Origin of the sequence: Klenkia terrae, assembly GCF_900491935.1 — a bacterium.
In the GTDB taxonomy this organism is placed as follows: domain Bacteria; phylum Actinomycetota; class Actinomycetes; order Mycobacteriales; family Geodermatophilaceae; genus Klenkia; species Klenkia terrae.
Window position 1 is genome coordinate 3084801 of sequence record NZ_UEXK01000004.1, and the last position, 22720, is coordinate 3107520.

General features: G+C 74.9%; 20 protein-coding genes. 15 read left to right on the forward strand and 5 right to left on the reverse strand.

Annotated features, from left to right (window positions below; genetic code table 11):
- The first annotated feature begins 165 nt into the window (after nucleotides 1-165).
- The 9 genes from pdxH (at nucleotide 166) to LFA75_RS15540 (ending at nucleotide 11320) form a co-directional block, all read left to right on the forward strand.
- Nucleotides 166-2328, forward strand: a complete 2163-nt coding sequence (gene pdxH, locus LFA75_RS15500) for a pyridoxamine 5'-phosphate oxidase (protein ID WP_455428481.1) — start codon at nucleotides 166-168, stop codon at nucleotides 2326-2328.
- Between the two features lie 22 nt (nucleotides 2329-2350).
- Nucleotides 2351-3541, forward strand: coding sequence for a glucose-1-phosphate adenylyltransferase family protein (locus LFA75_RS15505; RefSeq protein ID WP_225234517.1), 1191 nt, complete (start codon nucleotides 2351-2353; stop codon nucleotides 3539-3541).
- 129 nt (nucleotides 3542-3670) lie between these two features.
- Nucleotides 3671-5395, forward strand: coding sequence for a PHP domain-containing protein (locus tag LFA75_RS15510; RefSeq protein WP_225234518.1), 1725 nt, complete (start codon nucleotides 3671-3673; stop codon nucleotides 5393-5395).
- The gene (locus LFA75_RS15515; RefSeq protein WP_225234519.1) at nucleotides 5392-5994 is read left to right on the forward strand and encodes a hypothetical protein; all 603 of its coding nucleotides are present in this window, start codon (nucleotides 5392-5394) and stop codon (nucleotides 5992-5994) included. The genes LFA75_RS15510 and LFA75_RS15515 overlap by 4 nt, the downstream gene beginning before the upstream one ends.
- Nucleotides 5995-6057: 63 nt before the next feature.
- Nucleotides 6058-6963 carry an ABC transporter ATP-binding protein gene (locus LFA75_RS15520; protein WP_225234520.1) on the forward strand — a complete coding sequence of 302 codons (906 nt, stop codon included), beginning with the start codon at nucleotides 6058-6060 and terminating at the stop codon, nucleotides 6961-6963.
- Entirely contained in the window at nucleotides 6960-8150 is a 1191-nt protein-coding gene (locus LFA75_RS15525; protein ID WP_225234521.1) for an ABC transporter permease, read from the forward strand. The genes LFA75_RS15520 and LFA75_RS15525 overlap by 4 nt, the downstream gene beginning before the upstream one ends.
- Nucleotides 8151-8370: 220 nt before the next feature.
- Nucleotides 8371-9294, forward strand: coding sequence for a DUF559 domain-containing protein (locus LFA75_RS15530; protein ID WP_225234522.1), 924 nt, complete (start codon nucleotides 8371-8373; stop codon nucleotides 9292-9294).
- 147 nt (nucleotides 9295-9441) lie between these two features.
- Nucleotides 9442-10422, forward strand: coding sequence for a TIGR03557 family F420-dependent LLM class oxidoreductase (locus tag LFA75_RS15535; RefSeq protein WP_225234523.1), 981 nt, complete (start codon nucleotides 9442-9444; stop codon nucleotides 10420-10422).
- Nucleotides 10423-10447: 25 nt separating this feature from the next.
- Nucleotides 10448-11320, forward strand: coding sequence for an SDR family oxidoreductase (locus tag LFA75_RS15540; RefSeq protein ID WP_225234524.1), 873 nt, complete (start codon nucleotides 10448-10450; stop codon nucleotides 11318-11320).
- Between the two features lie 89 nt (nucleotides 11321-11409).
- Here the strand turns inward: LFA75_RS15540 and LFA75_RS15545 are convergent, their stop codons facing one another.
- Nucleotides 11410-12330 (reverse strand): SMP-30/gluconolactonase/LRE family protein, encoded by a 921-nt coding sequence (locus LFA75_RS15545; protein WP_225234525.1) that lies wholly within the window; start codon nucleotides 12328-12330, stop codon nucleotides 11410-11412.
- Nucleotides 12331-12385: 55 nt separating this feature from the next.
- Between LFA75_RS15545 and ppc the strand changes: the two genes are divergently transcribed.
- Nucleotides 12386-15169 carry a phosphoenolpyruvate carboxylase gene (gene ppc / locus LFA75_RS15550; protein ID WP_225234526.1) on the forward strand — a complete coding sequence of 928 codons (2784 nt, stop codon included), beginning with the start codon at nucleotides 12386-12388 and terminating at the stop codon, nucleotides 15167-15169.
- Between the two features lie 96 nt (nucleotides 15170-15265).
- Here ppc and LFA75_RS15555 read toward each other — a convergent pair whose 3' ends face one another.
- Nucleotides 15266-16600, reverse strand: a complete 1335-nt coding sequence (locus LFA75_RS15555; RefSeq protein ID WP_225234527.1) for an FAD-dependent oxidoreductase — start codon at nucleotides 16598-16600, stop codon at nucleotides 15266-15268.
- 56 nt (nucleotides 16601-16656) lie between these two features.
- Between LFA75_RS15555 and LFA75_RS15560 the strand changes: the two genes are divergently transcribed.
- Both LFA75_RS15560 and LFA75_RS15565 read left to right on the forward strand, forming a co-directional pair.
- The gene (locus tag LFA75_RS15560; RefSeq protein WP_225234528.1) at nucleotides 16657-16962 is read left to right on the forward strand and encodes a DUF1905 domain-containing protein; all 306 of its coding nucleotides are present in this window, start codon (nucleotides 16657-16659) and stop codon (nucleotides 16960-16962) included.
- A gap of 29 nt (nucleotides 16963-16991) precedes the next feature.
- On the forward strand, nucleotides 16992-17303 hold the full coding sequence (locus LFA75_RS15565; protein ID WP_225234529.1) for a putative quinol monooxygenase: 312 nt from the start codon (nucleotides 16992-16994) through the stop codon (nucleotides 17301-17303).
- Here LFA75_RS15565 and LFA75_RS15570 read toward each other — a convergent pair.
- A complete protein-coding gene (locus LFA75_RS15570; protein ID WP_225234530.1) occupies nucleotides 17296-17766 on the reverse strand; it encodes a GNAT family N-acetyltransferase in 471 nt (156 codons plus the stop codon). The two genes, LFA75_RS15565 and LFA75_RS15570, sit on opposite strands and share 8 nt — an antisense overlap.
- Nucleotides 17742-18548, reverse strand: a complete 807-nt coding sequence (locus tag LFA75_RS15575) for an Fpg/Nei family DNA glycosylase (protein WP_225234531.1) — start codon at nucleotides 18546-18548, stop codon at nucleotides 17742-17744. Before LFA75_RS15575 ends, LFA75_RS15570 begins: the two co-directional genes overlap by 25 nt.
- 44 nt (nucleotides 18549-18592) lie before the next feature.
- Here LFA75_RS15575 and LFA75_RS15580 point away from each other — a divergent pair, with 44 nt between their 5' ends.
- The 3 genes from LFA75_RS15580 to LFA75_RS15590 all read left to right on the forward strand — a co-directional run bounded on the left by LFA75_RS15580 (nucleotide 18593) and on the right by LFA75_RS15590 (nucleotide 20983).
- Entirely contained in the window at nucleotides 18593-19429 is an 837-nt protein-coding gene (locus LFA75_RS15580; RefSeq protein ID WP_225234532.1) for an SCO6745 family protein, read from the forward strand.
- A 140-nt stretch (nucleotides 19430-19569) separates the two neighbouring features.
- A complete protein-coding gene (locus LFA75_RS15585) occupies nucleotides 19570-19983 on the forward strand; it encodes a CBS domain-containing protein (protein ID WP_225234533.1) in 414 nt (137 codons plus the stop codon).
- Nucleotides 19984-20038: 55 nt separating this feature from the next.
- Nucleotides 20039-20983 carry an AraC-like ligand-binding domain-containing protein gene (locus LFA75_RS15590; RefSeq protein ID WP_225234534.1) on the forward strand — a complete coding sequence of 315 codons (945 nt, stop codon included), beginning with the start codon at nucleotides 20039-20041 and terminating at the stop codon, nucleotides 20981-20983.
- A 12-nt stretch (nucleotides 20984-20995) separates the two neighbouring features.
- On the opposite strand, the gene LFA75_RS15595 is transcribed toward LFA75_RS15590, so the two are convergent.
- Nucleotides 20996-22687: an AMP-binding protein gene (locus LFA75_RS15595; RefSeq protein ID WP_225234535.1), complete on the reverse strand. Its 1692-nt coding sequence runs from the start codon at nucleotides 22685-22687 to the stop codon at nucleotides 20996-20998.
- Nucleotides 22688-22720 lie beyond the last annotated feature (33 nt).

A 22720-nucleotide genomic window follows, 5' to 3' on the forward strand; every position in this document is an offset into this window, starting at 1 on the left:
GCGGGACCCGTGCGCCACTGGGCGCACGACTGGCCACAACCTAGGGGAACCCCCCGACCTGGTCGCACCCGGACCGCCCGCCCAGTGGGAGCTGCGACCGGCGTCACACCTGGTCGTGGACTGGTTGCAGGGTGGGAGCATGGGCCGGTGCCCGACCTGACGACGATGCGCCGCGACTACGACGAGGGCAGCTTCTCCGAGGACACGCTCGCCGAGACATGGCTGGCCCAGTTCCAGCGGTGGTTCGACGACGCGGTGGCCGCCGAGCTGCCCGAGCCCAACGCGATGGTGCTGGCCACGGCCGACCCCGACGGCGCACCGGACGCCCGGGTGGTGCTGCTCAAGGGGCTGTCGGCGGACGGCTTCGTGTTCGTCACCAACGGCGGTTCGGCCAAGGGCGCGCAGCTCGCCGCCGACGACCGGGTGGCGCTGGTGTTCCCCTGGCACGCCCTGCAGCGCCAGGTGCGGGTGACCGGGACGGCGACCCGGCTGGACGACGCCGGCTCCGACGCGCTGTGGGACCCCCGCCCCCGCGGTGCCCAGCTGGCCGCGGCGGCCACCGTGCAGTCCTCGGTCGTGGCCTCCCGCGAGGAGCTGGTGGCCGCCTTCCGCGAGCTCGGTGACCGGACGGAGGGGAAGCTGCCCCGCCCGGCCGACTGGGGCGGCTACCGCGTGCACCCGCGCACCGTGGAGTTCTGGCAGGGCGGCCACGACCGGCTGCACGACCGGCTGCGGTTCACCCGGACCGACGCCGGCCGGGCAGCCGGCCGCGGCCGCCCCGCCAGAACTCCACCGCCCGCGCGCGCACGCGGTGGCCGCGCCAGCCGGCCGCGCGCGGCCGGCCCCCCCGGCCCCCTCCGGGACCCCCCCGGGCGCCCGGCCCCCGCCCCCCGGCGCCCCCCCCCGCGGCACCCCCGGGCCCGCCCGGGGGCCAGGCCCACCCGCGCCCGCCGTGACCCGCGGCGCCAGCTCCGCCGGCCCCCACGGCAGGGCCGCGGCGAGCTCGGCGCGGTACCCGTGCGCCCCGGCGACCGCCATGTGCNCGGCCCCGCCCCCGAGGAGACCCCACCCCGCACCGAGCGGCGGGGCTTCGCGATCGACACCACCCCGCTGCGGAACCCGGCCTACCGGCGGCTGTTCGGCGGCATCACCGTCACCATGCTCGGTCAGCAGATGACGCTGGTCGCCGTCCCGTTCCAGGTCTACGCGATGACCGGGTCCTCGCTGCTGGTCGGCGTGACGTCGGTGGTCGCGCTGGTCCCGCTGGTGGTCTTCGGCCTGCTCGGCGGGGCGATCGCCGACGCGATGGACCGGCGCCGGCTGATGCTCATCACCTCGATCGGCGCGGCCGTGACCAGCGCGCTGCTGGCGGTGCAGGCCGGCCTCGGGATGGAGTCCCTCGCCGTCCTGTGGGTGCTCACCGCGCTGGTGTCGGCGTTCGCCGCGGTCAACCAGCCCACCCGCAGCGCCGCGATCCCGGCCATCGTCGGGGCGGAGCTGGTGCCCGCCGCCAACGCGCTGGCGATGACCGTCCGCCAGGTCGGGGTCATCGTCGGACCGCTGCTGGCCGGCGTGCTGATCGGCCAGGGCGAGCTGTTCCTGACCTACGTCGTGGACGCGGTCGGCTTCGCCGTCGCCGTGCTGCTGGTCCGCGGGCTCCCGCCGCTGCCGGTGGCCGGCGCGGCCGCAAAGCTGCGGCTGGGCGCGGCCGTGCGCGGGGTGGGCGAGGGCTTCACCTTCCTGCGCACCCAGCCGGTGCTGCTGATGACCTTCGTCGTGGACATCATCGCGATGCTCTTCGCCTGGCCGCAGGCGGTCTTCCCGCAGCTGGCCGCCACCGAGTTCAGCGGCGACGCCAACAGCCTGGGCTGGCTCTACGCCGGCATCTCGATCGGCTCGCTGGTCATGGGGCTGACGTCGGGGTGGGTCTCCCGCGTGGACCGGCAGGGCGCGGTGGTGCTGGTCGCGATCGCGGTGTGGGGCGTGGCGATCATCGGGTTCGGCTTCGCCGGCTCGCTGTGGTTCGCCGTCCTGTGCCTGGCCGTGGCCGGCGCCGGGGACATGGTCAGCGCGGTGCTGCGTTCGTCGATGCTGCAGCTGGCCGCCCCCGACGACATGCGCGGGCGGATGCAGGGCGTGTTCATCGTGGTCGTGGCCGGCGGGCCGCGGCTGGGCGACCTGCGGTCCGGCGCGCTGGCGAGCGCGTTCGGCGTCTCGGTGGCGATGTGGACCGGCGGGGTGGTCATCGTGGTGGCGATGGCGGTCGTCGCGGTCGCCGTCCCCTCGTTCTGGTTGTTCCGGGCCTCCCGCGAGGCGCGTACGTCCTGACCGACCGGGGCACAGGGGGTGCATGGCCCTCACCAAGATCCTCGTGCTCGTGCTGGCCGGCGGCGCCGGCGGCCGCCTCGAACTGCTCACCGAGCGGCGGGCCAAGCCGGCGGTCCCGTTCGCGGGGGTCTACCGGCTGATCGACTTCCCGCTGTCGAACTGCCAGCACTCGGGGATCGCCGACGTCCGGGTGGCCGTGCAGTTCCACCCGACGTCGCTGGCCGACCACCTGGCCAACGGCCGGCCCTGGGACCTGGACCGCACGGTCGGTGGGCTGATGACGCTGCCGCCGTTCCGCGGCACCGACCGCGGCGGCTGGGCGACCGGGACGGCGGACGTGCTCTGGCGGCAGGCCGACCTGGTCCGCGAGGCCGCCCCGGACGCGCTGGTCGTGGTGAGCGCGGACGCGGTCTACAAGCTGGACTACCGGGAGGTCGTCGAGGAGCACCGGCAGTCCGGTGCCGAGGTCACGATGGTGACCACCGAGGTCGCCGCGGACGACGCCGCCCGCTACGGGATCGTGCAGCTCGAGGGCGACCGGGTGACCGACTACGCCTACAAGCCCGACGAGCCGGCCACCACCACGGCCACCAACGAGGTCTTCGTGTTCACCCCCGGCGCCACGCTGGACCGGCTCGAGGCGCTGGCCGCCGACGCCGGGGAGGACGGCCTGGCCGACCTCGGCGATGCGCTGCTGCCGGCGCAGACCGCCGACGGGCTGGCCCGGGCGCACCGGTTCGCCGGCTACTGGCGCGACGTGGGCACCGTGCCGGCCTACTGGCAGGCGCACATGGACTTCCTCGCCGCCGACCCGCCGATCGACCTGGACGACACCGCCTGGCCGGTGCACACCCGCGGCGGCCGGCACTCCGCGGCCCGCCTCCTGCCCGGTGCTGCGGTCGAGTCGTCGCTGGTGTCCGGGGGCACCCGGGTGGCCGGGACGGTGCGCGGCTCCGTGCTCTCCCCGGGCGTCGTCGTCGAGGAGGGGGCGACGGTGACCGACTCGGTGCTGCTTCCCGGTGCCCGGGTGCGGGCCGGTGCGCGGGTGCACCGGGCCGTGCTGGACGACGGCGTGGACGTCGGACGGGACGCGACGGTCGGCGGGGACGGCTCGGCCGACGGCGACATCGCGCTGGTCGGCCGGGCGGCGCGGTTGGAGGCCGGCGCGGTGGTGCCGGCCGGTGGGCGGCTGCCGGAGCCCGAGCGGAACTGATCCGGGGGCGTCCGCAGCCGGTGCAGGTCGCCGAGCGTTCACCGGGTGGTCATCCGCAGCACAGCTCGCCGGCCCGTGACCTGCGGAAGTGTGGGGTGACGACCGCGCCGGACCAGGACGGGGACCACCATGACGCACGAGCACCAGCACGACGGGCACAGCCACAGCCACCCGCACGACCACGACCACGAGCACCCGGTGACCGACACCGGTGCCGCGGTCGACCTGCAGATCCCCGACGCGGAGCTGTCGCCCGGCGAGCTGGGACGCCGGTCGTTCCTCCGCCGGGCTGGTCTGCTCGGCGTCGGCGCCGCGGCGGCCGCGGGCATGGGTGCCCTCGGTGGCCTCGGCACGGGCACGGCCCAGGCGCGTCGGCCGGGCGGCGCGGGCCCCGGCGCCCCGGCGTCGCTGATGTGGCTGGCCGGCGACCACCACATCCACACGCAGTACAGCCCCGATGCCCAGTACCTGGTCTCCCAGCAGGTCGGGCAGGGGGCGCGGTACGGGCTGGACTGGATGGTCATCACCGACCACGGCGGGGCTGCCCACCAGAAGTTCGACGTGGAGGTCACCCACGCCGACGTCGTCGCGGCGCGGGCGCAGAACGCCCGGACGCTGGTGTTCCAGGGCGTGGAGTGGAACATCCCCGCCGCCGAGCACGGCACCGTCTTCGTCGCGCCCGGGGACGGCGACGTGGCCCTGCTCAAGGAGTTCGAGGGCAGCTACGACGGATCGGTCAAGGGCGCCACGGCCCCGAACGCCGCCAACGAGGCCCTGGCCCGCGACGGGCTGGCGTTCCTGGGCACCGCCGTGCAGCAGGGTCGGGTCGCCGACGCGCTGATGCTGGCCAACCACCCCGCACGCAAGGGCCTGGACAGCCCGCACGAGATCCGCGGCTGGCGGGACACCGCCCCCACGATCGCGGTGGGCATGGAGGGCGCACCGGGTCACCAGGCCGCCGCCATCCCCGGCCCCGGCCACGCGACCAACGGCCGGGGCTACTACGACAGCTCACCGTCGGCCGACAGCTTCGCCGCGTACCCGCGGGAGTCCTACCTGACCTACGGCGGGTTCGACTGGATGACGGCGACGGTGGGCGGGCTCTGGGACTCCCTGCTGGCCGAGGGGAAGCCGTGGTGGATCACCGCCAACTCCGACTCGCACCAGGTCTACCAGGACACCTTCGCCCCCGGCCCCGGCGTCCACGCCACCACGGGCAGCCGTGGCGCCCCGGTCGACACCGGTGCCCCGATCCCCTCCTACGGCGACTTCTGGCCCGGCTACTACAGCCGCACCGTCGTCGGGGCGACCGACTTCTCCTACGGCGCCGTCATGGCCGGCATCCGGGCGGGCCGGATGTACGTGGTGCACGGCGGGCTGATCGGCGGGCTGTCCGCCCAGGTGACCGGAGGCGGGGCCGCCCCGGCCACCCTCGGCGGGACGACCATGGTCAACGGCGGCAACGACGTCGAGCTGCAGGTCGACGTCCAGTTGGCCCGGCGGCCCAACCAGCACGGCGACGTGCCCCGGCTGCGCAAGGTCGACGTGGTCGTCGGCAGCATCACCGGCGCGGCGGGGGACCAGGACTCCTTCCTCGCCCCGGACACCACGGTGACGGCCAGCTACGAGGTGCCGGCGAACGCCAGCGGCACGTTCACCATCCGGCACCGCTTCGGCCGGCGCAGGCGTCCGTTCTACGTGCGGCTGCGCGGCAGCGACGGCAACCGGACGGCGCCCGGGCTGCTCGGTGCGGCGGTCGACCCCGCGGGTCCGGCGGTCGACGCGCTGGGCAACGCCGACCCGTGGACCGACCTGTGGTTCTACACGAACCCGATCTTCGTGCTGCCCCGGTGACCCTGCACCACCTCGGCCTGGACGCGGGCCAGCGGGAGCGCGCCGACCTGGAGCACCTGCTGGCCCGCGCCGGCCACCTCGTGGTCGCGGCGGGCCTGGCGGTCCGGCTGGCCGGCACGCACGTGGTGGGCACGGACGAGCGGCACTGGGCGGGCGCCCTGGAGCTGGTGGGTGACCGCCCGGACGCCGGGCTCGTCGACCGGCTGGCGGCGCAGCTCCCGGCGTCGGTCGTCCTGCTGCCGGGCGGGGCCGACGGCGGCGCCCGGGAGGCCGCTACCCAGTTGCGGGACCGCTCCGCCGGTCGGCTGGTGCAGTTCCCGGGCCAGGACCGGCTGGTGGGCACCGTGCCCGCCGACGACGTCCCCCGGCTGTCCGCCGTCGAGCAGGTGGTCGGTCTGGCCGGCACCGCCACCGTGGGCGCAGCACTGCAGACCAGGGGCTTCGTCCGGCCCGAGCTGAGCGGGGGGCGGATCGTGCTCCTCGTGCGCCCGTTCGTCGAGGACGGCACGGTCGCGCCGTTCGAGACCGAGCACCCGACCCCGTGCTGCGCCGCCCACGACCCGCGCCCGGTCCCGGGGACGGCCCCCGTCGGGGGGTGAGACGGGGGCGTACCGGTCATCGCCTACGGTCGGGGCCAGGCCACCCCCGAGCGAGGAGCTGACGTGCTGGAGTTCGACGGGCTGCACAAGGCCTACGGCGGGAACCAGGGGCTGCAGGGGGGCGGGGTCACCGTCGCGCCCGGCCAGATGGACGGGGTCTGCGGGGCCAACGGCGCCGGCAAGACCACCACGATGCGGATCGCGATGGGCCTGGCCCGGGCCGACGCCGGGCAGGTGCGCTGGCGCGGGCAGCCGCTGGACGAGGCCAGCCGGCAGCGGATCGGCTACATGCCCGAGGAGCGCGGGCTGTACCCGAAGATGAAGGTCGCCCAGCAGCTCGCCTACTTCGCCCGGCTGCACGGGCTGACCGCCGCCGACGCCGCCGCGGCCGCCGAGCACTGGACCGAGCGGTTGGGTCTCGGTGACCGCCGCGACGAGCGGGTGGAGAAGCTGTCGCTGGGCAACCAGCAGCGGGTGCAGCTCGCCGCGGCCCTGGTCGGCCGGCCCGAGGTGCTGATCCTGGACGAGCCGTTCTCCGGCCTGGACCCGGTCGGCGTCGACTCCCTGGCCGAGGCGCTGCTCGAGCAGTGCCGCAACGGGGTGCCCGTGGTGTTCTCCAGCCACCAGCTCGACCTGGTCGAGCGGCTCTGCGACGCCGTCGGCATCCTCGCCCGCGGCACCATCGTGGCCAGCGGCACGGTCCCCGAGCTGCGCGCCGCCGAGGGCGGCCGGCAGCTGCGGGTCGTCGCCCCCGACGCGCTGCACGGCTGGGCCGGTGCCCTCCCCGGGGTCCGGGTGGTCAGCGAGCAGCGCGGGGACACCCTGCTCGAGCTGGGCCCGGGCACCGACGACCAGGCCGTGCTGGCCGCCGCCCTGCGGACCGGCCGGGTCACCCACTTCGGCTGGCGGGAACCCACGCTGGTCGAGCTGTTCCGCGAGGCCGTCGCGGCGCCGGCGGTGGCGGCGTGACCGGCATCGCGAGCCCCAGCACGGCAGCCCGGATCCGGCTGGTCGCGGGCCGGGAGATCACCACCCGCGCCCGGGACAAGGGATTCCTGATCAGCTCGGCCGTCATCGTGCTGCTGGTCCTCGGGGTGATGGTCTTCCAGCTGCTCGCCGGCGGGTCGGGCTCCTCGACCACCATCGGCACCGTCGACGGCGGCGCCCAGGTCGAGCAGGCCCTGGTCCGCTCCGGCGAGCAGGTCGGCACCGACGTCACCGTCACCGAGTTCGCCGACGTCGCCGCCGCGCGGCAGGCGGTCGCCGACGGCGACGTCGACGCCGTCCTGGTCGGCGGGGCCGGTGACGACCCGCAGGTCGTCGTGGAGTCCAGCCGGGACGACGCCGCCTCCGGGATCGCCGGGACGGCGGTCGGCGCGCTGTCGGTCGCCCGCCAGCTCGGCGAGCAGGGCGTGCAGCTGACCCCGCCGCCGGCCATCTCCTACGACGTGCTGGACCCCGCCACCGAGGGCAACGGCCAGCAGGTCGTCGTCGCGCTGCTCGGCGTCGTCGTCCTCTACGCCCTCTACATCCTCTTCGGGCAGTTCGTCGCCCAGGGCGTGGTGGAGGAGAAGTCCTCCCGGGTGGTCGAGCTGCTGCTGGCGACGATGAAGCCGTGGCAGCTGCTGGCCGGCAAGATCCTCGGCCTCGGCGTGCTGGGACTGATCCAGATCGTGCTGATCGCGGTGATCGGGGTGACCGGCGCGCTGGCGCTGGACGTCGTCGACCTGCCCGGCCAGCTCATCGGCACCGTGCTGACCGTCATCGCCTGGTTCGTCCTCGGCTACGCCCTCTACGCCTCGATCTTCGCCGCGGCCGCCTCCCTGGTCAGCCGGCAGGAGGACCTGGGCAGCGTCCTCACGCCCACCACCCTGTTGCTCGTCGTCGGCTTCATCGTGTCGATCCAGGCCGCCCAGGACCCCGGCTCGACGGTGGCCACGGTGACCTCGTTCGTGCCGGGCATGTCGCCGCTGGTGATGCCGGTCCGGATCGCCGCCGGGGAGGCCGCCGGCTGGGAGATCGCCGTCTCGGTGGCGCTCATGCTGGTCGCGATCGCGCTCGTCGTCCGGATCGGCGGCCGGGTGTACGCCGGGGCGCTGCTGCGCACCGGCAGCAAGGTCAAGCTCCGCGAGGCCCTGCGCGCCGAGCGCGCCTGAGCGCCTGCGCGCGCCTTGCCGCCCCTCGCGCCGAGGCAAGGGATCCCTTCCGCAACGTTTCTGGCTGCTCCGTTGCGCAAGGGCTCCCTTGCCTCGGCGCAGCGAGGGTTCGAGGCACATCCGGGCGCCGGCTGCCAGTGGTTCCGGGCATCTGTGGACGGCGGTGCGTCGTCCACAGGGACGGCGGCGGGGACGGTGACACCCCCGGCAGGGTGCGGGCGTGCCCGGGAAGAAGGACCTCCTCACCGCCGTCGCCGCCCACGGCGGCATCGCCACCCGGCAGCAGCTGCTGCAGGCCGTCGACGCCGCGACGCTGGACGCCGGGACCCGTCTGCGATGGGTCACGCGCGTCCATCCGCACACCTATGTGCCGGCCTCGGCGACGGTGACCGATCTGGTCCGGGCGCGCGCGGCGCTCCGGTACGCGGTCCGCGGGGCCGCGGTGAGCCACCTGAGTGCGTTGTCCTGGTACGCCGGGGAGGCGATGGGCGGCGTCGTCCACATCACCGTGGATCACGGACGCCGGCTCGCCGGGAGTCCGGCCTTGCGGGTCCACCGCCGGGTGGGCTTCCGAGCCGAGGCGCCCCACTGCCGTTCGGTGCGAGGGTTGCTGGTGACCGAACCCGCCCGCACGGTCGTCGACTCGTGGCCATTGCTCCCGGCGCGCGACCGACGGCCGGCCGCGATCGACGTCGTCGGGCGGGGCACCACGACAGCTGCGGAGCTGGCAGCCGCCCTGGCGACGCGGTCCAACGTGGCCGGGCACGTCGAGCTCCACCGCACGATCGCGCTCATCGCGGACGGCGTTCGCAGTGAGCTCGAGGCACTCGGGGTGCTGGGCGTGTTCCAGCACCCCGATCTCCCGACGAGCCAGGGACAGCGACGGGTGGAGGTCGCCGGTCGGCGCTTCTACCTGGATCGGTGCTGGTCCGAGGCCGGACTCGTCGTGGAGCTGGACGGCAAGGCGCACCACACGTCTCCCGAGGACCGCCGGGCCGACCTCGAGCGGGATCGGTTGCTCGCCTCTGCCGGGTGGCTGGTGCTGCGGTTCACCTACGCCGAAGTCGTGCGGGACCCGGCAGGGGTCCGGGCCCAGGTGCTGGCCGTCTACCGCGCGCGCCTCGGCCGCTGCGCGGTTGCCTGACCTGTCCCGTGGCCAGGGCAAGGGAGCCCCTCCCGAATGCAATCGGGCCAGGCGTTGCGCAAGGGCTCCCTTGCCAGGACGGGCGGCGGTGATGGGCGAGCCCCGGTGGGCGGTTGGGGGTCCATGGGGCGGGGGTAGCGCAGCCGCATGAGCATGCAGCTGGGCTACACGATGATGACCGAGCAGGCGGGTCCCAAGGACCTCGTCTCGCACGTGGTCGGGGCCGAGGAGGTCGGGTTCGACTTCGCGGTCAGCAGCGACCACTTCTTCCCGTGGCTGGACTCGATGGGCCACGCGCCCAACGCCTGGGTCACCCTCGGCGCGGCCGCGCAGGCCACCAGCCGGATCGACCTGATGACCTACGTGACCTGCCCGACCTTCCGCTACCGGCCGGCCGTCGTCGCCCAGCAGGCGGCGACGCTGCAGATCCTGGCCGACGGGCGCTTCACCCTCGGGCTGGGCTCGGGGGAGAACCTCAACGAGCACGTCGCCGGCGAGGGCTGGCCGGCGGTCTCGGTCCGGCAGGAGATGTTCGCCGAGGCGGTGCAGCTGATCAAGGAGCTGCTCGCCGGCGACGGCTACACCACCTTCCACGGTGACTACTTCGAGGCCGACGGCGCCAAGATCTGGGACCTGCCCGAGGGCGGCGTCCCGATCGGCATCGCGGTCTCCGGGCCCAGCAGCTGCGAGCTGGCCGGTGAGTACGCCGACGTCATGATCGGCACGGAGCCCAAGCCGGAGCTCGGCGAGATGTTCGACGCCGCCGGTGGCGCCGGGAAGAACCGGGTCGGGCAGATGCCGATCAGCTACGGCACCGACAAGGCCGCCGCGGTCACCCGCGCCCACGACCTGTTCCGCTGGTTCGGCCTGGGCTGGAAGGTCAACGCCGACCTGCCCGGGACGGCGGGCTTCGAGGCGGCCAGCCAGTTCGTCCGCGAGGAGGACGTCGAGAGCTCCATCCCGTGCGGGGACGACGTGGACGCCGTCATCGAGGCCGCGAAGGCCTACGCCGACGCCGGCTTCACCCACCTGGCGCTGGTCCAGATCGGTGGCGACCAGCAGCAGCCCTACCTGGAGTGGACCCAGCGCGAGCTCATGCCCGCCTGGCGTGCCGCCTTCGGGTCCTGAGACCCATCCCGACACCGGAGACGACATGACCCTGATCGACCCCCGCAGCAAGCACACCTCCGAGATCCCCGGCCTGCAGGTGGAGCACCCGGGCACGACGGCGGAGCTCACGCCCGCGCCTGACCACGGCGAGGAGTCCTACCGCGGCTCCGGCCGGCTCGAGGGACGCCGGGCGCTGATCACCGGCGCCGACTCCGGCATCGGCCGCGCCGTGGCCCTGGCCTACGCCCGGGAGGGTGCCGACGTGGCGATCTCCTACCTGTCCGAGGACGCCGACGCGGAGGAGACCGCGCGGCTGGTCCGCGAGGCCGGCCGGACGGCGGTGCTGCTGCCCGGCGACATCTCCGACGAGGCCGTCGCCAAGGGCCTGGTCGCCCAGACCGTCGAGGGCCTGGGCGGGCTGGACCTGCTGGTGCACAACGCCGCGTTCCAGAACGTCGTCACCGACGTCCTGGAGTTCTCCACCGAGGAGATCGACCGCACCTTCCGGACCAACGTCTACGCGTTCTTCTGGCTGCTGCAGGCCGCCAAGCCCGAGCTGGCCCCCGGCTCGTCGGTGATCGTGACCAGCTCGGTGCAGGCGTTCACGCCGTCGCCCAACCTGGCCGCCTACGCCGCGACCAAGGCTGCGTTGGTCAACCTCACCAAGTCGATGGCCGACGAGTTCGCGCAGGTCGGCGTGCGGGTCAACTGCGTCGCGCCCGGACCGGTGTGGACACCGCTGATCCCGGCGACGATGCCGGAGGACCAGGTGGAGGGGTTCGGCGAGCAGGCCCTGCTGGGCCGGGCCGCGCAGCCCGCCGAGCTGGCCGGGGCGTTCGTGTACCTGGCCAGCGAGGACGCCAGCTTCACCAGCGGCGAGGTCATCGGCGTCACGGGCGGCTCGCCCATCAACTGACGGGTGTCGGCGAAGGAACCTCTGCACCCCACTTCGGGCCGAGGAGGGGGTGCAGAGGTTCCTCTGCCGCACCGGGGCCGGGCGGGCGCTCAGGCCTGGCGGAGGGCGTCGACCGGGCCGCGGTAGGTGCCCGCGGGGCGCCCGGTCACGCCCGGGCGGACGGCGAACAGGCGGCCGGCGTCGGGCTCGGCGGCGCGGGCGGCGTCGTCCAGGTCCTGGGTCGACGTGCTGATCACCAGCAGGTCGCGGTCCGGGCCGGTGAACGCGCAGCTCGAGGTGTTGCGGGCCGGCACGCGGACCTCGGCCACCAGCTCGCCGGCGGGGGAGTAGCGGCGCACCCGGCCGGCCCCCCACAGGGCGACCCACACGTGGTCCTCGTCGTCCATGGTCAGCCCGTCGGCCGGGCCGGCGTCGGAGCTGAGGTCCAGGAACACCCGGTCGGCGCCGAACGCCCCGGTGGTCACGTCGTAGTCGTAGGCGCGCACCGTCGACGTGCCCGAGTCGGCCAGGTAGACGGTGCGCCCGTCGGCGGTCCACTCGATCCCGTTGCTGATCGTCAGCCCGGTCAGCACGGTGTGCACCGAGCCGTCCAGGTCCACCCGGTACAGCGACCCGGCGCCGGGGGATCCGTCGAAGGCCATCGTGCCGCCGAACAACCGGCCCGTCGGGTCGACGGCCCCGTCGTTCATCCGGGTGCCGGCGGCCGGGCCCTCGCCGTCCAGCGCGACGAGCACGGTGGCCCGCCCGGCGGGGCCCAGGTGGGTGAAGCCGCCGTCGGCGCCGAGCAGCCACCCGCCGTCGGACGCCGGGACGACGAAGCCCACCGTCTCCCCGCCGGTGTGCACCGCCACCTCGGCGACCTCGCCCCCGGCGGACACCGTCGCGCGGCGCACCTGACCGGCGTCGATGTCCACCCAGAGCAGCTCCTGGCGGGCGGCGTCCCAGGTCGGTCCCTCGCCGTGGACGGCGGGCGGGACGCTCCGGACAGGGGTCGCGGTGGGTGTCTGCACACTGCGATCCTCCCCGGGACACGAGCCCGTCACACCCGCTCGGCACAATGCGCCCGTGTCTGAAGCCACCGTGGACGTCGCCGACCTGGGCCGCACCGACCCCGACGGGCCGGAGGACGAGGCCCCGCTGAGGGAGGACATCCGGCTGCTGGGCCGGGTGCTGGGCGAGGTGGTCCGGGAGCAGGCCGGCGAGGAGGTCTTCGACGTCGTGGAGGCCGCCCGCGTCGAGGCCTTCCGGATCCGCCGCTCCGAGGTGGGCCGCGGCGGGCTCGCCGAAACCCTCGCCGGCCTCGACGTCCGCAGCGCCAACCACGTCATCCGGGCGTTCAGCCACTTCTCGCTGCTGGCCAACCTGGCCGAGGACGTCCACCACGAGCGCCGCCGCCGGCACCACCGCCGTGAGGGCTCCCCGCCGCAGAAGGGCACCCTGGCGGCCAGCTTCCAGCTGCTGGACGCCGCGGGCCTCGACGTCGCCGACGTGCAGCGCGAGCTGGCCGGGGCGCAGGTCGTACCGGTGGTCACCGCGCACCCGACCGAGGTCCGGCGGCGCACGGTCTCCCAGGTGCAGCGGCAGGTCACCGAGCTGATCCGCACCCGCGAGACCGCCCCCGACGAGGCGCAGTGGTCGGCGCACCTGTGGCGCGAGGTCCTCACGCTCTGGCAGACCGCGCTGCTGCGGCTGTCCCGGCTGCGGCTCGAGGACGAGATCGACGAGGCGCTGCGCTACTACGACCTGTCGCTGTTCGCCGTCGTCCCGGCGATCAACGCCGACCTGCGGGCCGCGCTGCACGAGCGCTGGCCCGACGCCGACCTGCTGCCCACCCCGATGCTGCGCACCGGGTCCTGGATCGGCGGCGACCGCGACGGCAACCCCTTCGTGACCGCCGCCGCCGTCCGCCGGGCCACCACCCGGGCGGCCGAGACCGCGCTGGGCCACCACCTGGCCGAGCTGGTCTGCCTGGCCGACGAGCTGTCGATGTCCGAGCGGCTGGTCACCCCGACGCCCGAGCTGGAGGCCCTCGCCGACGCCGCGCTGGACGAGTCGCCGTTCCGCGCCGACGAGCCCTACCGGCGGGCGCTGCGCGGCATCTACCGGCGGCTCGCGGCCACCGCGGAGCGCGTGCTCGGGCACGTGCCCGGTCCGCTGCCCGACGTCGAGCTCGAGCCCTACGACGAGCCCGCGCAGCTGATCGCCGACCTGGACGTCGTCGACGCCTCGCTGCGCACCCACGGGGCCGGCGCGCTGGCCGACGACCGGCTGCGCCGGCTGCGGGACGCCGTCGAGGTGTTCGGCTTCCACCTGTCCGGGCTGGACATGCGGCAGAACTCCTCGGTGCACGAGGAGGTGCTCGCCGAGCTGCTGGCCTGGGCCGGGGTCTGCGCGGACTACACCGCCCTGGACGAGACCGCCCGGCGCGAGCTGCTGCTGGGCGAGCTGCGGCTGCGCCGCCCGCTGGTCCGGGCCGACGCCGAGCTGTCCGAGCTGGCCCGCGGCGAGCTGGACCTGCTGGTGGCCGCGGCCGACCAGGTGCGGCTGCTGGGCGCGCGGGCGATCCCGAACTACGTGATCAGCATGTGCGAGTCGGTGTCCGACGTGCTGGAGGTCGCTGTCCTGCTCAAGGAGGTCGGCCTGGTCACCTTGGACGACGAGGGCCTGCCGGCGTCCCCGATCATGATCGCCCCGCTGTTCGAGACGATCGGTGACCTGCAGGGCGGCGGGGAGACCCTGGCCGCGATGCTCGCCGAGCCGCTCTACCGCTCGATGGTCGACGGTCGCGGCGGCACCCAGGAGGTCATGCTCGGCTACTCCGACTCCAACAAGGACGGCGGCTACCTGGCTGCGAACTGGGCGCTCTACCGGGCCGAGCTCGCGCTGGTCGAGGTCGCCCGCGAGGCCGGGGTGAAGCTGCGGCTGTTCCACGGCCGGGGCGGCACCGTCGGGCGCGGTGGCGGTCCCTCCTACGAGGCCATCCGGGCGCAGCCGCCGGGATCGGTGGCCGGGCAGCTGCGGATCACCGAGCAGGGCGAGGTCATCGCGGCCAAGTACGCCGAGCCGCACCTGGCCCGCCGCAACCTGGAGGCGCTGGTCGCGGCCACCCTGGAGTCCTCGCTGCTCTCGCTGGAGGGCCTGGACGGCGACGCCGAGGAGGTCTATGCGCTCTTCGACGACCTCGCCGCCCGCGCGCAGGCCGCCTACCGGGCGCTGGTGCACGACACCCCGGGGTTCGTGGAGTGGTTCCGGGCGGCGACGCCGATCCGCGAGCTGGCCGAGCTGAACATCGGGTCGCGGCCGCCGTCGCGCAAGGCCGGGGACAAGATCGCCGACCTGCGGGCGATCCCGTGGGTGTTCAGCTGGTCGCAGGCCCGGATCATGCTGCCGGGCTGGTTCGGCACCGGGACGGCGCTGGAGTCCTGGATCGACGGCTCGCCCGAGCGGCTGGCGAAGCTGCAGGAGCTGCACGGCCGGTGGCCGTTCTTCCGCACGGTGCTGTCCAACATGGGCATGGTGCTGGCCAAGACCGACCTGGAGCTGGCCGCCCGCTACGCCTCGCTGGTGCCCGACGAGGAGCTGCGGCACCGGGTGTTCGACGTGATCACCGCGGAGCACGAGCGGACCGTCGCGGTGCTGCTGGCGATCACCGGCGACGACCACCTGCTGGCCGACAACCCCTCGCTGGCCCGCTCGATCCGCAACCGGTTCCCCTACCTGGAGCCGTTGCACCACCTGCAGGTCGAGATGCTCCGCCGCCGGCGCGAGGGCGACGACGACGAGCTGGTCCGCCGCTGCATCCAGCTCACCATCAACGGCGTCGCCACCGCCCTCCGCAACTCCGGCTGACCCCGCCGTCGCGGCAGTGAGCAGCTGGGTTCACCGGCGTGCGTCCTGGCTCACCGACGCCGGTGAGCCAGGACGGCCGCTGCTGCACCCGGCTGATCAACGCTGCGGGTCGGCGGGGTGGGCGGCGGCGCGGAGGTCGGCGCGGTCGTGCATCGTCGTGCGGGCCCGGCCCTTCGTCGCGCCCAAGGCGTGCTCCGCGTCGTCGATGGCCCGCCAGTTGTCCAGCAGGACCGGTCGGCAGCCGCGGGCGCGCAGGGTCTCCACCAGGTCGGGGCCCTCGACCCGGGGCAGCGTCGGGGCGTCGGCGAGCAGGGCGGCGACGGTCTCCCGGGCGTCGTGCTTGTTGGTGCCGACGACGCCGGTCGGACCGCGCTTGATCCACCCCGCGACGTACTCGCCGGGGCTGACCGCGCCGTCCCGCAGCACCCGGCCGCCGTCGTTGGGCACCGTGCCGCCGTCGACCTCGAGCCCGGGCAGGTCGTGGCCGACGTAGCCGATCGCGGCGACCACCAGGTCGGCGGGCAGCAGGTCGGTCTCCCGGGTGCCGCTCAACCGGTCCGCGGGGTCGACCGCGGTGCGCTCCACGACGACGCCGGTCACCGCGTCGTCGCCGAGGATCCGCACCGGCCGGGCGAAGAACCGCAGCCGCACGCTGGCCTTGCCCTCCTCGGGCACGTGGTCGGCCCAGTCGCGCAGCGCGGCCAGGTTGCGGGCCACCGCGCGCACCTCCGACTCCTCGTCCAGGCCGTCGGGGTCCACCAGGGCGACCGCCGCGGCCAGGTGCCCGAGCTCGCGCAGCTCCTGGGTGGTGAACGTGGCCTGCGCCGGACCGCGCCGCCCCAGCAGCGTGATCCGCTCGACCGGCGCGGCGGCCAGCACGTCGAGCACGTGCTGGGGCATGTCGGTGTGCTCCAGCTCGGCGGGGGAGCGGGCCAGCACCCGGGCGACGTCGAGCGCCACGTTGCCGACCCCCACCAGGACGACGTCCCGGGCCCGGGCCAGCGCCGCCTCCACCCGCGGCCGGTCGGCGTCCGGGTGGCCGGTGTACCAGGCGACCACGTCGGTGGCGGCCAGGCTGCCGGGCAGGTCCTCGCCCTCGATGCCCAGCCGGCGGGCCCCGGACGCGCCGTGGGTGAAGACGACGGCGTCGGCGTGCGCGCGCAGGTCGGCCACCGACAGGTCCCGGCCCACCTCGACGTCACCGACGAAGCGCACACCCGGGTGGTCCAGGGTGTGCCGCAGCGTGTCGGCCAGCGCCCGCATCTTCAGGTGGTCGGGGGCGATGCCGTGCCGGACCAGCCCGAACGGCGTGGGCAGCCGGTCCAGCAGGTCGACCACCACCGGGACGTCGTCCTGGTTCGCCAGCGCCTCGGCGGCGTAGATGCCCGCCGGACCGGCACCGACGACGGCCACCCGCAACGGTCGGTCCATGGCCGCACCATGCCCGACGGTCGACGGCGGCGCCAGACCCCGGCAGGCTGGCGGGCATGCGCACGGTCGCGGAGTTCGACGTCACCGGTCCGGTCGTGGAGTGGCGCGGGCCCGCGCCGCACCACTTCGTCGAGGTCGCCGGGGAGCCGGCGGACCTGGTGCACGAGCTGGCCCGGGAGGTCACCTACGGCTGGGGCATGGTGCCGGTGCGCGTGCGGATCGGGGCCACCAGCTCGACCACCGCGCTGTGGCCCCGGCAGGGCAACTACGTCGTCCCGCTCAAGGCTGCGCTGCGCCGGACCGAGCTGGTCGAGCTGGGCGACGTCGTCACCGTGCACGTCGAGGTGCTCGGACAGGCGTGAGCCCGGCCCCCAGCGGGCAGGGCAGGGGCATGCCCATCACCGTCGTCGCCACCATCACCCCCAAGCCCGACCGCTTCGACGCCGTCCGCGACTCGTTCGCGGAGGCGATCCCCGCCGTCCACGAGGAGGACGGCTGCGAGCTCTACGCCCTGCACGCCGGGAAGGGCGTGCTGGTCATGGTCGAGCGCTGGCGGGACGGCGCAGCCCTGGAGGCCCACGGCGCCGGGACGACGTTCAACCAGCTCAGCGAGGGCGTGAAGGACGACCTGGCCGAGCCGCTGGTCGTGCACATCCTGGAGCCGGTGCCCGCCGGCGACCCGGCCAAGGGCGCGCTCAGCTGAGCCGCAGCTCCAGGAACTGGTTGTCCGGGCCGGCCACGTAGTCGCCGAAGGGCCGGCGGTCGGTGAACCCGTGCCGGCGGTACAGGGCCACCGCGGGCCCGAAGGCGGGGGCCGTGCCGGTCTCCAGCACCACCCGGTCCAGGCCCCGGGCGCGGGCCTGGTCCAGCACGTGCACCAGCAGCGTCGCGGCCACCCCGCGGCGCAGGTGGTCGGGGTGGGTGCGCATCGACTTCAGCTCGCCGGCGTCGGACAGCGCGACCAGGCCGGCGAGCCCGTCGTCGTCGGTCCACGCCGTCCAGGCCGTCATGCCCGGGCCGGTCAGCCCGGTCAGGTCCAGGGCGAAGGACGTGCCGGGCGGGGAGTCGGCCAGCATCGCGCCCACGTGCAGCGCGACCAGCTCGCGCACCCGCGGGTCGGTGAGGTCGTCGACCCGGATGCTCAGACCGCCTGGCACGTGGGGCACCAGAACAGGTTGCGGGTGGCCATCACCTCGGTGCGCACCGGGGTGCCGCAGATCCGGCACGGCAGGCCGGTGCGGCGGTACACGTAGCTGGCGTCGGTCCGGGTGGGGGCGCCGCGCTTGCGGTCCCGGTCCTCGGGCCGGGTGGTGATGATCCGGCCGGAGCGGACGCCGGCCTTCATCAGCACGACCAGGTCGGTCCACATCGCCAGCCACTCGGTCTCGGTGAGCTGCTTGCCCGGGCGGAACGGCGAGATCCCGTGCCGGAAGAGGATCTCGGCCCGGTAGACGTTGCCCACGCCGGCCAGCACGGCCTGGTCCATGAGCAGCGCGCCGACGGTGACCCGGGAGCGGGAGATCCGGGCGTAGGCCTTCGCCGGGTCGGACCTGCGCAGCGGGTCGGGGCCCAGCCGGTCGAGGATCAGGCCCATCTCGCCGTCGGTGATCAGCTCGCAGGCGGTGGCGCCGCGCAGGTCGGTCCAGGCGCCCGCGCCGTCGGTGCCCGGGCCCTCCCAGCGCATCCGCAGCGCACCGCGCGGCTCGGGCGGCAGGCCGGTGCCCGACGTGTACTTGCCGTAGAGACCCAGGTGCACGTGGACGACGTCCGGACCGAACAGCGCGAACAGGTGCTTGCCGTAGCTGGTGACCTCGTCGACCACCCGGCCGTCGACCAGCTCGGCCTCGGCGGCGAACCGGCCCTGCGGGCTGGTCACGTGCACCTCGCGGCCGGCGAACGCGGCCTGCTGGTCACGGGCGAGACGGAACAGGGTGTGGCCCTCAGGCACCAGCAGTCACGCCCGCCATTGTCCCCCGGGTGCAGGATCGCGGCATGACCGTCACCCCCGCCCTGGCCCGCCGCGCCTGGGGAACCCTGGAGACCCTGCACGTCACCGGCTTCTTCGCCCCCGAGGTCACCGCGGCCTACGACCGGTTCGGCGTCCCGGCCACCCGGGCCGGCTACTTCGCGGCACGGGGCTCGGCGTTCGGGCCGTGCGCCCCCGAGCTGGTGATCTCGACCTTCTACGTGTTCGCCCCGAAGCTGGTCCGGGCCGCGGTGCCCGCGGTCTGGGCGGCCGGGACGCCGGAGGAGTGGGCGACCGCCCGGCGGGACGGCGTCGCGGCCCGGCTGCACGACGTGCTCGGCGAGCCCGACGTGGCCGAGGCGGTCGAGCTCGCCCGCGAGGCCTGCGCCGGCCTGACGCCCGCCGGCCGGCCGGTCTACGCGGCCTGGTCGGCGCAGCCGTGGCCCGAGGACCCGCTGCTGCAGCTCTGGCACGCCGGGCTGCTGCTGCGCGAGCACCGCGGCGACGGCCACGTGACGGCGCTGCTGTCGGCCGGTCTGGACCCGGTCGAGGCCCTGGTCACCGGCGGACTCGCGTCGGACTCGACCGAGTTCGTGCGCACCACCCGCGGCTGGACCGACGAGGAGTGGGCCGCCGGCGTCGAGCGCCTGCGGGCCCGTGGGCTGGTCGACGACGACGGGCTGACCCAGGCCGGACGGGACCTGCGGGACGACGTCGAGACCGTCACCGACTTCCTCGCCGTCGAGGGGTGGGCGCACCTGGGGGAGGACGGGATCGGCCGGCTGGTCGAGCTGGTCACCCCGCTGCGCGAGCAGGTGCTGGCCAGCGGCGTCCTGCCCGACTGGATCCGCTCCCGCGGCTGAGGACCCACCACGGCGCGGGCCGGTGTGCCCGGTCGCACAAGGGGTGTGGCCGCTCGGGCAAGCCTGCGCGCGGTCGGTGGGGCACGCTGGGGGCAGGACGACGTGAGGAGGGGATCGTGGAGGGACCTTGCCGCGGGGGCGTGACCCGCGGGGCGACCGTGGCCTCCGCCCTCCTCGCCCACCCCCGCACCAGCCCGCCGGCCACCACGGTCGCGCAGGCCCGCGCCTTCTTCGCCGACGACCACGTGCACGCCCTGCTGGTGGTCGACGGCGACCGCCTGCTCGCCGTGGTCGAGCGCGCCGACCTGGTCGGGGCCGCACCCACCGACCCGGCCGCGCCGCGGGGCACGCTGGTGGGCCGGACCGTGCGCCCGGACGCCGACCTGGCCGTCGTCCACCGCCGGCTGCTGGCCGAGGGCGGCCGTCGCTCGGCCGTCGTCGACGCCGACGGCCGGCTGCTCGGCCTGCTCTGCCTCAAGCGCAGCGGCCGCGGGTTCTGCTGCGACTCCGACGTCGGGGCGCGTGCGGCGGAGCGGCTGGCGCTGGCCGGCTGAGCCGTGCGTCACACCCGTGTGATGACAACGTCACACGGATGGGCCACGATCGGGCATGGCCATCACCAGCATCGACACCGCGACGGTGGCCGCACCCGACCGGCTGGACTTCTGGCGCGAGGCGGTCTGCGACCAGTTCGTCACCCTCGACGTCCGGCCGCTGGAGGACGTGCCCAGCCGCGGACGGGCGACCGCCGCGCACGTCGGCGAGACGCTGGTCCGCCGGATCGAGGCCGGCCCGCACCGGTTCGCCCGCACCCAGTCGCTGGTCCGCCGGGCCGACGAGGAGTACCTGCAGATCGCCCTGGCCCGCCAGGGCAGCACCCTGGTCGCCCAGGACGGCCGGGAGGCGGTGATCGGTCCGGGTGACTTCGTGCTCTACGACAGCAGCCGGCCCTTCGTCTTCGAGACGAGCGGGTCCTTCGCCTACTCGGTGTGCCTGCACCCCAAGCGGTTGCTGCCGCTGTCGGCCGCGGAGATGCAGCAGGTCACCGCCGTCCGGTTCGACGGCCGGTACGGGATCGCCGCCACCGTGCCGCCGTTCCTCTCCGCGCTGCACCGGCTGGACGGCGACGAGCTGGCCGGCCCGGCCGCGGCGGCCATGACGCAGACCGTCGGCGACCTCATCGTCGCCCTGGTGCGCAGCGAGGCCCCGGCCGCCCGCAGCACCGACCTGCACCTGCACCGAGCCCAGCGGTTCGTCGAGGCCCACCTCGGCGAGGCCGACCTCAGCCCGCAGGACGTCGCCGACGCCTGCGCCATCTCGCTGAGCTACCTGAACCGGATCTTCCGGGCCTCCGGGACGACGCCGGTGGAGCACCTGCGGGAGCAGCGCTTGCAGCGCTGCTGGCGCGCGCTGGTGGACCCCGCCGCCGCGGCGCTGCCGATCGGGGCGGGCGCGGCCCGGCACGGCCTGCCCGACCACGCGCACTTCTGCCGGGTGTTCCGCGCCCGGTTCGGCATGACCCCCAGCGCGCGGCGGGCCCAGCTCGGCGGCTGAGCCCGCGGCGCGTCAGCCGCGCAGGTCGGGGAAGTCGGTGTCGCTGAACTCGGTCGCCCCGCCGTCGCCGGCCTCCTCGCGCTGGCGCAGCTCGACCCGGCGGATCTTGCCGGAGATGGTCTTGGGCAGCTCGTGGAACTCGACCTTGCGGACCCGCAGGAACGGGGCCAGGTTCGCCCGGGCGTGCGCCAGGATCGACCGGGCGGTCTCCGCGGTCGGCTCGTACCCGGCGGCCAGGGCGATGTAGGCCTTGGGGACGGCGGCCCGGACCGGGTCGGGGGCGGGGACGACGGCGGCCTCGGCGACGGCCGGGTGCTCGATCAGCACGCTCTCCAGCTCGAACGGGCTGATCTTGTAGTCGCTGGCCTTGAAGACGTCGTCGGTGCGCCCGACGTAGGTGATGTAGCCCTCGGCGTCCCGGGTCGCGACGTCCCCGGTGTGGTAATACCCGCCGGCCATGGCGTCGGCGTTGCGCACCGGGTCCCCGGCGTAGCCGGTCATCAGCGGCAGCGGTCGCGCCGACAGGTCCAGGCAGATCTCGCCCTCGTCGCCGACCTCGCCGGTGACCGGGTCGACGAGCACCACCGGGCAGCCCGGCAGCGGCCGCCCCATGGAGCCTGGCTTGACGGGGGAGCCGGGGGTGTTGCCGACGACGGCGGTCATCTCTGTCTGGCCGAACCCGTCCCGCAGCGTGAGCCCCCACGCCTTCTCGACCTGGGAGATGACCTCGGGGTTGAGCGGTTCGCCGGCCGCGATGACCTCGCGCAGCGCGCCCGGGCCGCCGGACAGGTCGGCCTGGATGAGCATCCGCCACACCGTGGGCGGGGCGCAGAACGTGGTGACCCCGGCCGAGCGGATCCGGTCGAGCAGGGCCGGGGCGTCGAAGCGCGCGTAGTTGTAGAGGTAGATCGTGGCGCCGGTGATCCACGGGGCGAAGAAGCACGACCAGGCGTGCTTGGCCCACCCGGGCGAGCTGATGTTCAGGTGCACGTCGCCGGGCTGCAGGCCCAGCCAGTACACCGTGGACAGGTGGCCCAGGGGGTAGCTGACCTGGGTGTGCTCGACCAGCTTGGGCCGCGACGTCGTCCCGGAGGTGAAGTACAGCAGCAGCGGGTCACCCGGCGCGGTCCCCGGGTGCTCGACGGGGGCGTCGTCCACCTCGTCGGCGGCGGCGTAGGGCAGCCAGCCCTCGACCGGGTCGCCGACGGCGATGCAGGTGTAGTCCCCGGGCACGTCGGCGAACTTGGGCGTGTCCGCGGCGTTGGCGACCACGTGGGCCGCGCCGCCGCGCTCGATCCGGTCGACCAGGTCGGCCGGGCCCAGCGCGGTGGTCGTGGGCATGATGACCGCGCCGAGCTTCATCACCGCCAGCATCGACTCCCACAGCTGGACCTGGTTGCCCAGCATCAGCACGACCCGGTCGCCCCGGCCGACCCCGACCGAGGACAGCCAGCGGGCCACCTGGTCCGACCGGCGGACCACCTCGGCGAAGGTGTACCTCGCCTCGCTGCCGTCGGCCTCGGCGATCCACAGCGCAGTGCCCTGGTCGTCGCGGGCGTAGGCGTCGAACCAGTCGTGCGCCCAGTTGAACCGGTCGCCCAGGTCGGGCCAGGCGAACTCGGCGACCGCGCGCGCGTGCTCACCCCGCAGCGCCAGCAGCTGGTCCCGGGCGGCGCGGTAGGCGTCGGTGGCCGTGGTCGTCATGCAGCTCCTCCTCGATGAGGTGCGTGGGTCAGG

Excerpts from the sequence above, each read along its gene's own strand:
- LFA75_RS15510 (WP_225234518.1), top strand. The coding sequence starts at position 3,671 with ATGACGCACGAGCACCAGCACGACGGGCACAGCCACAGCCACCCGCAC.
- LFA75_RS15580 (WP_225234532.1), top strand. The coding sequence starts at position 18,593 with ATGACCGTCACCCCCGCCCTGGCCCGCCGCGCCTGGGGAACCCTGGAG.
- LFA75_RS15535 (WP_225234523.1), top strand. The coding sequence starts at position 9,442 with ATGAGCATGCAGCTGGGCTACACGATGATGACCGAGCAGGCGGGTCCC.
- LFA75_RS15595 (WP_225234535.1), bottom strand. The coding sequence starts at position 22,687 with ATGACGACCACGGCCACCGACGCCTACCGCGCCGCCCGGGACCAGCTG.
- LFA75_RS15540 (WP_225234524.1), top strand. The coding sequence starts at position 10,448 with ATGACCCTGATCGACCCCCGCAGCAAGCACACCTCCGAGATCCCCGGC.
- LFA75_RS15505 (WP_225234517.1), top strand. The coding sequence starts at position 2,351 with ATGGCCCTCACCAAGATCCTCGTGCTCGTGCTGGCCGGCGGCGCCGGC.
- LFA75_RS15565 (WP_225234529.1), top strand. The coding sequence starts at position 16,992 with ATGCCCATCACCGTCGTCGCCACCATCACCCCCAAGCCCGACCGCTTC.
- LFA75_RS15555 (WP_225234527.1), bottom strand. The coding sequence starts at position 16,600 with ATGGACCGACCGTTGCGGGTGGCCGTCGTCGGTGCCGGTCCGGCGGGC.
- LFA75_RS15560 (WP_225234528.1), top strand. The coding sequence starts at position 16,657 with ATGCGCACGGTCGCGGAGTTCGACGTCACCGGTCCGGTCGTGGAGTGG.
- LFA75_RS15590 (WP_225234534.1), top strand. The coding sequence starts at position 20,039 with ATGGCCATCACCAGCATCGACACCGCGACGGTGGCCGCACCCGACCGG.